The following is an 11,795-nucleotide window of genomic DNA, read 5'->3' as shown; positions in this document are numbered from 1 at the left end:
GGCGCGGCGCATGTCGGAGATCTCCGAGGCTCCGCTCTACATCGACGACTCGCCGAACCTGACGCTGATGGAGATCCGGGCCAAGGCGCGCCGGATGAAGCAGCGCTACGACCTGAAGCTGATCATCCTGGACTACCTGCAGCTGATGACCTCGGGCCGCAAGGTCGAGTCCCGTCAGCAGGAGGTCTCGGAGTTCTCCCGGCAGATCAAGCTGCTAGCCAAGAGCTCGAGGTCCCGGTGGTCGCGATGAGCCAGCTGAACCGTGGTCCCGAGCAGCGCACCGACAAGCGGCCGATGCTGTCGGACCTGCGTGAGTCCGGCTCGATCGAGCAGGACGACCCGCGCGCCGGTGAGGCCGACCTGATCCTGGCCAAGCACCGTAACGGCCCGACCACGACGATCACCGTCGCCCACCAGCTGCACTACAGCTGGTTCTCCGACCTCGCCCACGGCTGAAGTCGGACTGACGGCGATAACCGGGTTATCGGCTCACCACGAACGGCGCCGGCCGATAACCGGTTATCGACTCAGCCTCGGAGCTTGACCAGCGCGTCGATCAGCGCGTCCAGTGCATCATCGTCGAGCTGCCGACGAAGGCGGCGCGCCATCTTGCTGACGTCCACAACAGCATCTCGATCGTGCTGCTCTGTCGCCGGCGCAGGAGACGGCGAGTCGTTCCCCGGCTGATCCTGGACCGCGGCGCCGGCGGATGAGGCGCCCTCCCCCGCGGATGACCCGCGGCGCAGGGACTCCAGCTTCTCTGCCTGTTCTTCTGGTGGAGCGGAGGCTACGGTGCGAGCTTCCTTCACCGACAGCTCGCCGATGCGGAGCTTCTCCTGCAACTCAGGGGTGAGCTTGAGCAGCGACAGTCGCTGCGAAACCACGCCTGAGTCTTCGCTACTCGCTTCGCCGCAGTGCGCTGCGAACCATGCCGCTCCACGAGACCTTGAAGCTCGCGGGCCTCCAGCAGTGGAGGAAGGTCCTGACGGTGGATGTTCTCCACCAGCGTGGCCTCGGCCAGCATCGGGTCTGCTCCCCCGAGCCGGTCCTCGACCGAGGCGACCAGGTAAGTCAGCTCCGCCAAACGGGCGCCCGCGAGCCGGCGGTTCCCGATGAGGACCACCCACGCCGCGGCTCCGAGCTGATCCGCATCCTCCGGGTAGTGAGCGAGGTAGACATCCCGAGCGACCACAGTCGCTGGTTGCAGCTGCCCGTGCTCCCGAAGGCTGTCGGCGAGCTCCTGGATCGCAGGGTCGTCGTACCCGTAGCGAGGGTTGCGTGGATTGTGAGCCAGGTCGGACAGCGGGATACGGCGTAGGGACGCGCTGGAGTCCGTCGTTGCCTGGAGCGAGGCCTGCGCGGCGAAGACGTCGGAGCCGAACGACACCCGCCCGCGCTTGCGCTTCTTCGTCGGCGACCCGGCTGTTGAGTCTGCGCTGCTCGCGGCCACCTCGCTCATCGGGTGCGCCCGTAGCCGAGTTCGAGCGCCAGCCGCAGGATGTCCTGCTGGGCCTCCAAGGCCACACGGCTCTTGGCGTACTGGGTACAGACGACACCCTCTGCTGCCGCCCGACTGTGGATCTTGTAACGACGAATGACCGAGTTCGCGAGCGGCCAGTTCTTCTTACGGGCAAAGGTCAGCGTGTCGTCGAGGTCGACCCGGCCGTCGCGTGGATCCCAGAGATTCACGACCACGGTGTAGGGGACCCCCAGAGGCTCGATGACCTGGGTGATCGTCGTGTCGGCCGGCACGAAGGTGAGCGGCTCTGTCGTGATCGGAACGATCGCGTCGTCGGCACTCTTCAAGACCGACCGGAGAATGTGCTCGTTCTCCAGACTGCCCGGGGTGTCAACGAACACGTGCGAGAAGTCAGCGTCTCGCAACCTCTCCAGATCACTGGGGCTGTCGGTCTCGGTGTAGGCGAACGGGATGTCGTCGCCAACCCGGCTTGCCCACCAATCCATGGATCGCTGCGGGTCAGTGCCCACGACCAGGACGGACGGATCGTCACCCCCGAGCACCTGGTCGACGACAGCAGCGAGGTTGACGGTGATCGTGGTTTTGCCGACGCCGCCCTTCTGGCAGCACACAGCATGAACTCTGGCCAAGATGGCCACCTCTCCGTGGACTTCACGGCCCGGAATCGGGACGCTACTTCGGATAAGTCAGACCAGATGATGCCAGCTGCGCGTCCGCACTTCGAGGTCATCCCCCGGCGTGTGCGGCACCACGTCAGGCCGCGCGATAACCCGGTTATCGCGGTCATCGCGCTGACGGCTCGGGGGTTGGATCCTGTCGACCTCCCTGCTGCAAGGCCGAGCCCCGGGGGAGTACCTGGGGCCTGAGGTCGCCGGCGAAGACTCTCGCCGTCGACGAGCCGCCAGAGTCCGTCGAGTCGGCGACCACCCATCGATGCCGCGGCGGGGGAGCTCGGAGCGATAACCCGGTTATCACTCATGCAGCGACGGTGAACTCAGTTATCTCGATGGAACACGCCCTGCGCGACCAGCCACTTCCGCCAGTAATCGACCCGATCTGGGTCGGCCACGAACTCATCCGGCCAGCCGTCGGTCGCAATCTGTCGCAGAACATCACGCACTCGGCTGCGACCAACGCGGGCGCGTGAGGAGACCTTCCGCAGATGCGGGTCCACGACGGCGTTCATCGCCCGTGCGGTGTCATCCAGGGTGAAGTGCACCGGCCGGTAGGCGACCAGGACCTCATGTCCGTGCTCGTCTGGCCTGGCGACCAGCGCACTGTCGCGCACGTCTCCTCCGCTTGCCTCGGTCCGGTACCGAGAACTGTACCGATAGCGGTGCCGTGACTGAGCGCCTTCGGTGAGCGTGTCTTCGCGGAGGGGGGCTGCTACGCGTCCAAGCCGCCAGACGAGCCTGTCGTCGAGGGTGTCCCTGCCGGTACGGCAGACGCCGTCACACCTGCCTCCTTGGGCCGGATCAACCCAGCCGGACCAGCACATCTCTGACGCTGGTCCCAGCCATGGGCCCGAAGGGGAGGCTTCGGTGCGGGGGACCGAGGGATCATCATTTAACGAGGCGGTGTCGCGCGCGGTCGCGAGGTGTAACCGCGGCGTCCGGGAGTAGCTATCCCGGCCCCGCGCGCCCGGCGTGGCATTGCGGTTGCGGCCTCGGCGGCGAGGGATCCGTTCGAGTCCCTACAGAAGGTCTCTGACCAGCTGAAACAGTCTCAGTGGCGGGATCGCCGCGCGGGCCTGATCTCCGAGGGGGAGTGCTGCTACCAGTTCCAGACCCAATGCGCGCCTGACCAGCGACTACGTAACATCCAGCGGCAGCAGGGGAGCGTCGGCAACGACGGCTCAGCCAACCGCACTGGGAGTGAACTATGCCCACCATGCGGCTTTCGCGGCGCCTGTGGGCGCTGCCGCTCGGTGACCTGTGGAGTATGTGCTGGTCAGCGCCGGGGCGGCGAGCTGCTCCAGTGCGTATCAGGCGGGGGAGTCGAGTTCCGCCCCGTCCGGTGCTCCAGAGCCCCGTTTGGCGATCCGCCGTGGGTCGGAGGACGCTCAACGGCCCGGAAGGCGTCGAGGATGTGGCCCCGGTCTTGTCGGCGCGGAAGCCTCGCAGCTGGTGGCAGGGCGACCGAGCGCGTGGCTGCCAGACGGTCATCCTCGCGCGTACGCGTGCGTCGGGTGGGCGTCACTCCGCCCCGCCGGGTCAACTTCCAGAGGGATGTCTCCGGTTCGACCAGGACGGCTGTTGTCGTCGCCCACGGGACCTCGGCGCCGGGCTGCGGGGCGAGCTGTGGGAGCAGGTGTCGGCCTGGAGGTCTCGAAAGGCCCGGCGCCCACCCCGTGGAACCTCGCGGACCGCGACTCCCAGAGGCGAGCTCGGCGCGGCCCGTTGAGCCCCGTGAGTCCCGATGCCCGGCCTGGGGTGCGGGACCCGCCCCGGCTGCCCTTCACCGCGCTCTGCCGAGGGCCTGAGCCCGGTGGCAACGAGCGCAGGAAGCGCCTGTGCTCGTGCTCGGTGCAACTCAGAGGCCGAGGGGGCGGAGAGCGTGCGCGTCGTCGCTGACGCCGTGGGCGCGCGGTGCGGATCGCGCGACCGGTGCGGGCTCTCGGGCTGACGAGCTGCACGAGGCCGGGAGCAGGCCGTCGAGCACCGAGTCGATCGCCCCTCGGCGGAATGCGGCCAGACACGGTCGCTGTCGACGTCGCCGACGAGCGGCTCGCGCGGCGGCGTCGAGTCCCCTCACAAGCATGCACGCCGAGCGCCGAGCCGCTCCCCAAGGCCTCAGGAAATTTCCGCGCCGCCTCCAGTTGTGGTGGCGGGCCCGAACAACGCGACGCACGCGTGCGCGTGCGAGGCCAGAAATTTCCCCACGGCTCCTGTGCTCGCCACTGGGCCCGGACTCGGTCCTTCCGACACCGTTGCCAGCCCGACTAGTCGTGCTTAGTACTCCAGCCGCACTTCGTTAGCTGAGCTGTCTTCGTCGTCGATAGTGGCTTTCGCGGGCTCGGTGTTGGTGGCGACGTCGCCAGGTCGACCAGGCCCAGCACGGCGCCTGGGTGGGAATGTGGATCAGAGGTGCCAGGAGACGTCGGATCTCGGCGAGGGTGAGCGGGATGAGCCCGTGATCAGGTCTTTTGGGGCGATCGCCGCGGTGACCGAGAGGTAGGCGTGGGCGAGAATAGCCAGGGTGACGTGGCGGTACCAGGCGTCGTAACGCCGCACTTGATAGTGGTCGAGCCCGACCTCGTTCTTCGCGGTCTGGAAGCACTCCTCGATCGCCCACCGCGTGCCGGCGACGCGGATGAGATCGTCGTCGGTGGTGCCGGGCGGGCCGGCGCACAGGTAGTAGGCCAGATCGGGCTCCTCGCCGGCGGAGAGCTGTGTGTCGGTGAGGATCTGACGTCGGACCAGTAGCCATCGGCCCCATCCGGCCGGGGCGTTCTCGGGCGGATACAGCGAGGCCACGGCCCAGTCGTAGAAGCGTTCTCCCTTCACACCCGGACCGGCTGAGCGGCGCTTCCACGCCCGTCCGGGAGCGCGGGTGACCAGGTCGTCGGCCCGTCGTGAGCCGCTGATCTGACAGATGTCGGCGTCCAGGGACAACGGGACGGACTGGCTGCGCGGAACCGCGACGACGTAGCCGATCCGGCGCTGCTCGCACCAGGTGCGGAACTTGTAGTCCTGCCCGTATGCCTCGTCCGCGGTCACCCATCCTGCGGGAACCCCGGCATCGAGGGCACGGCCGAGCATTTCCTTGGCCAGCGTGGCCTTGGTGGCGAACTCGATCTCCTCAGGCACCGCCGCGGCTCGGCAGCGTTCCCGATCACCGGTCCAGGACTTGGGCAGGTAGAGCTCGCGGTCGATCAACGTCCGGCCCTTGCTCGTGGCATAGGCACAGAAGACTCCGAGCTGGCAGTTCTCCACCCGCCCGGCAGTGCCCGAGTACTGGCGCTGCACCCCCGCCGACTTCGTCCCCTTCTTCAGGAACCCGGTCTCATCGACGATCAGCACCCCACCGGACTCGCCGAGGTGCTCGACGACGTAATCCCGCAGGTCATCACGGACACCGTCGACATCCCAGGTCGCGGAGTTGAGCAGCCGCTGCATCCCATCCGGAGTCGTGTCACCGGCGACCTCGGCCAGCGTCCACCCGTTCTTCCCCGCCAACGGCGCCAACAACCCCCGCACATACGCCCGCGCCCGACGCCGCGGTTCCGTCCGGAAGAACCGGCCCGCCACCAGCCCGAACAGCCCATCCAGGCCACCGGCCCACGCCTCGAGATCCTCCTCCACCTGCACAAGATCGAAGCTTAGCGCACATCAACATCACAAACTGCGGCTGGAGTACTAGTACTGCAACGGCAGTTGGTCGGTCGGGTGGTCGTTCGCCGCGTCGGCGGTAGTGGCAGTCGCGGGCCCGTTGTTGGCGTTCGCGACGCCAGCGTGACCAGTGCATGACGTGGTCGAGACAGACGAGTGGGGTGAACAAGAGGGTGGCGAGGAGTCGGCGGATCTCGTTGGCTGACAACCGGATCAGTCGGCGGTGGCCGGTTGCGGATCCCCCTTTTCGGTCTCGTGTGCGTGTTCGGTGGCGCGAGTGACCGCCAGGTAGGCCGCCGCGAGCATGGCCAGGGTGATGTGGGCATGCCACGCCCGCCAGGAGCGGACCTGGTACTGATCGAGCCCCGCCTCGTTCTTCGCGGTCTGGAAGCACTCCTCGATCGCCCACCGCGCCCCGGCGACCCTCACCAGCTCCCGCAGCGGGGTGTTCGCGGGGGCGGCGCAGCGGTAGAAGGCCAGCTCACAGATGGTCTTGCCCTCGGCGGGCTCGGTCTGGCGGCACACCAGCAGCCAGTGCCCCCACCCGTGTGGGAGGCCCGCGGCGTCCAGGGCGACAGCAGCCCAGTCGTAGACCCGCATCCCGTGCGCGCCCGGCCCGATGGCCCGTCGTTCCCAGCCGTCTCGGCCGGTGTCGGGATCTCGCGCCCCGGCGATGGTGGCGAGGACCTTGGCGGGGCGGCGGGTCCGGTCGGGGCTGGTGAGAATGTCGTCGTTACGGGTGGCCAGCACGTAGGGGATCTCCCACTGCGCCAGGCGGTCGCGGAAGCCCGGGGTCTGCCCGTAGGCCTCGTCCGCGGTCACCCACGATGCCGGCGTGAGCACCCCGGCGGTGTGGGCGCGGGCGAGCATCGCGGTCCCGAGCTGCGGTTTCGTCGCGAACTCGACATCCTCGGGAACATCGGCACGCTCACAGCGTTCGCGGTCCTCGGTCCACGAGGTCGGCAGGTAGAGCTCGCGGTCGATCAACGCCCGGCCCTTGACCGAGGCGTAGGCGAGGAACACCCCGAGCTGACAGTTGTCGATCTTCCCGCTTGTGCCGGTGTACTGACGCCGGACCCCCGCCGAGCGCACACCCTTCTTGATAAACCCGGTCTCGTCGACGACGAACCCCCCGGACTCGACGTCACCGAGCCCGTCGAGCACATAGCCGCGCAGGTCGTCACGGACACCGTCGACGTCCCAGTCCGCGGTACGCAGCAACCGCTGCATCCCGTCCGGGGACACCGCCCCGGCGTGCTCGGCCAACGTCCAGCCGTTCTTACGCTCCAACCCGGCCAGCAACCCCCGCAGATAGGTCCCGACCCGCCGCCGAGGTTCCGCCCTGGCGAACCGGCCCGAGATCAGCTCCACCACCGCATCCAACGAGGCCACCCACCCCGCAACATCAACCACACGGTGATCATCACCGCCGAACCGGTACCAGCCTCTCACGACACGCCACAACTGCCGTTGCATATTAATACTCCAGCCGCAGTTTGTGATGTTGATGTGCGCTAAGCTTCGATCTTGTGCAGGTGGAGGAGGATCTCGAGGCGTGGGCCGGTGGCCTGGATGGGCTGTTCGGGCTGGTGGCGGGCCGGTTCTTCCGGACGGAACCGCGGCGTCGGGCGCGGGCGTATGTGCGGGGGTTGTTGGCGCCGTTGGCGGGGAAGAACGGGTGGACGCTGGCCGAGGTCGCCGGTGACACGACTCCGGATGGGATGCAGCGGCTGCTCAACTCCGCGACCTGGGATGTCGACGGTGTCCGTGATGACCTGCGGGATTACGTCGTCGAGCACCTCGGCGAGTCCGGTGGGGTGCTGATCGTCGATGAGACCGGGTTCCTGAAGAAGGGGACGAAGTCGGCGGGGGTGCAGCGCCAGTACTCGGGCACTGCCGGGCGGGTGGAGAACTGCCAGCTCGGAGTCTTCTGTGCCTATGCCACGAGCAAGGGCCGGACGTTGATCGACCGCGAGCTCTACCTGCCCAAGTCCTGGACCGGTGATCGGGAACGCTGCCGAGCCGCGGCGGTGCCTGAGGAGATCGAGTTCGCCACCAAGGCCACGCTGGCCAAGGAAATGCTCGGCCGTGCCCTCGATGCCGGGGTTCCCGCAGGATGGGTGACCGCGGACGAGGCATACGGGCAGGACTACAAGTTCCGCACCTGGTGCGAGCAGCGCCGGATCGGCTACGTCGTCGCGGTTCCGCGCAGCCAGTCCGTCCCGTTGTCCCTGGACGCCGACATCTGTCAGATCAGCGGCTCACGACGGGCCGACGACCTGGTCACCCGCGCTCCCGGACGGGCGTGGAAGCGCCGCTCAGCCGGTCCGGGTGTGAAGGGAGAACGCTTCTACGACTGGGCCGTGGCCTCGCTGTATCCGCCCGAGAACGCCCCGGCCGGATGGGGCCGATGGCTACTGGTCCGACGTCAGATCCTCACCGACACACAGCTCTCCGCCGGCGAGGAGCCCGATCTGGCCTACTACCTGTGCGCCGGCCCGCCCGGCACCACCGACGACGATCTCATCCGCGTCGCCGGCACGCGGTGGGCGATCGAGGAGTGCTTCCAGACCGCGAAGAACGAGGTCGGGCTCGACCACTATCAAGTGCGGCGTTACGACGCCTGGTACCGCCACGTCACCCTGGCTATTCTCGCCCACGCCTACCTCTCGGTCACCGCGGCGATCGCCCCAAAAGACCTGATCACGGGCTCATCCCGCTCACCCTCGCCGAGATCCGACGTCTCCTGGCACCTCTGATCCACATTCCCACCCAGGCGCCGTGCTGGGCCTGGTCGACCTGGCGACGTCGCCACCAACACCGAGCCCGCGAAAGCCACTATCGACGACGAAGACAGCTCAGCTAACGAAGTGCGGCTGGAGTACTAGGAGGCCGAAAAGACCGCAAGATCGAGATCTGGCGGGCCCGAGCTCTGCTCAAGCCGTGGTGGGACGCCGGAGCCACCGTCGCCGGCCTCCGACACGCCCTCGAATACCACCCCGACCGGCCCCACCAGCCACGAGGGCCGGTCACCACCGATGCCCGCGATCCCCTGCGGGTCATCGGGGCACGGCTGCGCCCCTGGCAGGGACGCCTCGGCGAGATCCGCGCCGTGCAGATCGGCCGGATGCGCGCGAGCACCGGCACCGGCAGCAGGCCCACCCCTCCTGCACCGCTGTCCCCAGTTCTGCGGGACCGGCCGGCAGGACGAGGGGCACGGATGGCCGCCAGGGAAGCGCTCAGCGAGCACCTCCGCGAGCTGCGCGAAGCCCGCGACCTCCCGTCGAGCCATACACAGGGAGTCCCGCACCGGTCCGGGACGAGAACCAGGCGGAGCCGATGAGCTGGCCGCCCTCCGACCACAGCAGGACCCTCCAGCCCCGAGCCGAGCTCGGGAGGGGTCCCGAGAGAGCGCTCCCACCCTCCGTCAAATCCAAGATCACCAAGCAGGAGGAGTAGGAGGTGCGTGCGAGGAGGCGATCGCTGCCTATCGGGGCAGGCCCGACACCTCCGAGTACCGCTGCATCTCCAACGGGAACCCGACCCAGAGCCAGGAGACCAGCTGGCCGCTCTATACCTGCGGTACTGACCACGACCGACCGCACGGCCCCAGACGACGATGACCCGCCCTCCTCGGGGCTGCCAGGGGCGGGCCGTCGCTTGTGCACGGGTGGTCACTCGCCTTGCGGTGGCCACCCGTAGTCGGCGCGGAGGACACCGGCCAGGAGGACCGCCGGGATACGCGCGAAAGGGGCGATGAGCCCCGGCGCGGAGCACTCGATGGCAGGTCTTCGTGGTGCGCGGCTGTTCAGGCGCCGGACGTCAGCGCGGCGAAATCGGCGTGGGCTTGCTCGACGGCCTCGGGGTGGGCCTCGCGTTTGGCGTGGTCGGCCAGGGCGCGGTAGATGCTGGCGAGGCCGGGGTTCTGGCCTTTGCGTTTGCCGGTGGGGATGATCAGGTCCGGGCGGATGTCCTCGACGGACTCGCCGTTCGCGCGGCGGCGCAGGACGGTGTGCAGCATGTCCTCGGTGATCACCGGGGGACGCCCGCCGTGATTTCCCTTGCGGGCAGCCGCATTCAGACCCTCCAGCGTGGATTCGCGGATGGTCTCGCGGTCGGTTTCGGCCATCGCGGCGAAGAACCCGAACAGCATCCGGCCGGTTCCGGAGGGGTCGTAGATCCCGGCGATCGGCCCGGCCAGCATCTCCAGCAGGATGCCGTGTGCGGTGAGGTGGTCGGCCAGTGCGGTCAGCTCGGCGGAGTCGCGGCCGAGGCGCTTCATCTCGTAGACGGTGAAGATGACCCGGCAGTGCGGGGCGTGGGCCTTGATCTGCCGCGCGGCCTCGAGGGCGGCCTCGAACTTCGGCCGGACCCGGCTGCGGGTGGAGATCTTCTCGGCGAAGATCTTCTCGCGCGGGATGCCGTGTGCGGCGAGGGCGTCAAGCTGGGACTGGAGTTCCTGGCTCAGGTGTGAGCATCGGGCGTAGCCGATCCGGATGTCCGCGCTCGGCGTCTCCGGGGCGATCGGTGCCGGCGGCGGGGTGCCCGGCCGCCACGGCTGACCGGGTCCGCGGTCGGCCGGGGTCGGCACGCGCAAGTTCTTCGCCAGGCGAGGGACTTTGGTGAACCGGCCGGTGTGGTAGGTCCCGGCGACCGCGCTGGACCGGGACCGGCACGGCGAGCCCGGCTCGGCCACGCAGCGTGGGCACGGGGGCCGCTCGACCTCATCGGCGTCGGAGAGCACGTTCAGTTCGACGTCTCCCATCCCCAGATCTTCGGGTCGCCGTAGTAATCGCCGAATTATCGGCGGATATGCCCCTGGGCTGGGGAGATGTGACCCGTTGAGGATGGTTCGTTGCGTGGTGACTGTGATCGGTGTCGAGTGGTGACGATGACGTTGGCGGGCGCTGGTGGCGGTCGCCCCGCCCGGGGGACAACAGCTTCTTTCATCGGGTCTGTCTCACTCTCGCCGACCGGCCGCCGCAGCATCGGTTATCGCTGGTCAGGCCTGCTGCTGTTGTCTGTAGCCGCCCTCCGTGGCCGCTGTTGTCGGGCGGGTCATGGTCGCTTCCGTCCGTGTGGCTGGGACACGCGATAAACTCCACTTATCTGACCTATCCCGCGATCGCGGGCGCAGGTCCATGTCCAGGGAAGGGCCCCGGATGAGCGTGGAGAGGGGCGCTGACGCCCACCCGGGCACCGATATGGGCCCCGTTGCGGGCGCCACGGCCGAACCCGGGACCTGGCTCGACACCGCGCTCGACACCGTGGTGCTGCCCGGTGGCGTCGCGGCCGCGGCCGCCCGGGCCGCGTCGCTGGCCGCGCTGGCCACCCGCGCCGACGCCCACGCCACCGCCGCGCGGGCGCCGCGCACCCGAGCCGCCTATGCGGGGGACTGGGCACACTTCCGCCGCTGGTGTGCCGCAGCGGGCCTACCGGCATTGCCGGCGGCGGTGGACACCGTGCGGCTCTACCTGGCCGACCTCGAGGCCACCCGCACCGCGGACGGAGAGGCGGTGTTCTCCCCGGCCACGATGGGCCGGCGGCTGGCCGCGATCGCCGCCGCCCACCACGACGCCGGCCACCCGTCCCCGACTCGGGACCCGGCCGTCGGGGCGGTACTCACCGGCATCAAGCGCACCCGTGCCCACGCCACCCATCAGATGCGCCCGCTCCTGCTGGAGGACCTGCGCACCGTGCTCGCGGACATGAAGTTCGGGACGTGGCCGGCCGGGTTGATCGGCGCCCGCGACGCGCCGCCGCGCTGCTGATCGGATTCACCGGAGCGCTGCGCCGCAGCGAGCTCGCCGCCCTCACCATCGCTGACGTGTCCTTCCACCCGGTCGACGGGTTGCACGTGCACATCGCGAAGTCCAAGACCGATCAGACCGGGCGTGGCGCCACCGTGGTGCTGCCCTACGGCGCCCGAGCCGGGACCTGCCCGCCGTGCGCGGTGCTGCGCTGGATGGGGCTGCTCGCCGCCG

General features: G+C 68.9%; 9 protein-coding genes and 2 pseudogenes. 4 read left to right on the top strand and 7 right to left on the bottom strand.

The features are described from left to right. Positions 1 to 456: pseudogene (locus KPF47_RS13585) on the top strand (DnaB-like helicase C-terminal domain-containing protein); the annotation flags it as partial. A gap of 71 nt (positions 457 to 527) precedes the next feature. Here KPF47_RS13585 and KPF47_RS13580 read toward each other — a convergent pair. From KPF47_RS13580 to KPF47_RS13555, 6 genes are all read right to left on the bottom strand, one after another. Next, a complete protein-coding gene (locus tag KPF47_RS13580) occupies positions 528 to 842 on the bottom strand; it encodes a hypothetical protein (protein WP_224389193.1) in 315 nt (104 codons plus the stop codon). Continuing rightward, entirely contained in the window at positions 806 to 1,459 is a 654-nt protein-coding gene (locus tag KPF47_RS13575) for a ParB N-terminal domain-containing protein (RefSeq protein ID WP_224389192.1), read from the bottom strand. Before KPF47_RS13575 ends, KPF47_RS13580 begins: the two co-directional genes overlap by 37 nt. Further along, positions 1,456 to 2,091 (bottom strand): ParA family protein, encoded by a 636-nt coding sequence (locus KPF47_RS13570; protein WP_224389191.1) that lies wholly within the window; start codon positions 2,089 to 2,091, stop codon positions 1,456 to 1,458. The genes KPF47_RS13575 and KPF47_RS13570 overlap by 4 nt, the downstream gene beginning before the upstream one ends. 383 nt (positions 2,092 to 2,474) lie before the next feature. Further along, positions 2,475 to 2,768, bottom strand: coding sequence for a hypothetical protein (locus KPF47_RS13565; RefSeq protein WP_224389190.1), 294 nt, complete (start codon positions 2,766 to 2,768; stop codon positions 2,475 to 2,477). A 1,792-nt stretch (positions 2,769 to 4,560) separates the two neighbouring features. Continuing rightward, positions 4,561 to 5,784, bottom strand: a complete 1,224-nt coding sequence (locus KPF47_RS13560; RefSeq protein WP_374108843.1) for an IS701 family transposase — start codon at positions 5,782 to 5,784, stop codon at positions 4,561 to 4,563. Positions 5,785 to 6,024: 240 nt separating this feature from the next. After that, positions 6,025 to 7,224, bottom strand: a complete 1,200-nt coding sequence (locus KPF47_RS13555; RefSeq protein ID WP_224389189.1) for an IS701 family transposase — start codon at positions 7,222 to 7,224, stop codon at positions 6,025 to 6,027. A 122-nt stretch (positions 7,225 to 7,346) separates the two neighbouring features. Between KPF47_RS13555 and KPF47_RS13550 the strand changes: the two genes are divergently transcribed. Then, entirely contained in the window at positions 7,347 to 8,570 is a 1,224-nt protein-coding gene (locus tag KPF47_RS13550) for an IS701 family transposase (protein ID WP_374108843.1), read from the top strand. 1,049 nt (positions 8,571 to 9,619) lie between these two features. Here KPF47_RS13550 and KPF47_RS13545 read toward each other — a convergent pair. Then, positions 9,620 to 10,576: a recombinase family protein gene (locus KPF47_RS13545; RefSeq protein WP_224389188.1), complete on the bottom strand. Its 957-nt coding sequence runs from the start codon at positions 10,574 to 10,576 to the stop codon at positions 9,620 to 9,622. A 397-nt stretch (positions 10,577 to 10,973) separates the two neighbouring features. Here KPF47_RS13545 and KPF47_RS13540 point away from each other — a divergent pair, with 397 nt between their 5' ends. Together KPF47_RS13540 and KPF47_RS13535 are read left to right on the top strand one after the other, a co-directional pair. After that, the gene (locus tag KPF47_RS13540) at positions 10,974 to 11,582 is read left to right on the top strand and encodes a hypothetical protein (protein WP_224389187.1); all 609 of its coding nucleotides are present in this window, start codon (positions 10,974 to 10,976) and stop codon (positions 11,580 to 11,582) included. Beyond that, positions 11,534 to 11,795, top strand: a pseudogene (locus KPF47_RS13535) (integrase); the annotation flags it as partial. The gene KPF47_RS13540 and the pseudogene KPF47_RS13535, both read left to right, overlap by 49 nt.

The sequence above is a fragment of the Pseudonocardia sp. ICBG1293 genome, from assembly GCF_020131355.1.
GTDB lineage: Bacteria > Actinomycetota > Actinomycetes > Mycobacteriales > Pseudonocardiaceae > Pseudonocardia.
This window is presented reverse-complemented; position numbering and strand designations above follow the sequence as displayed.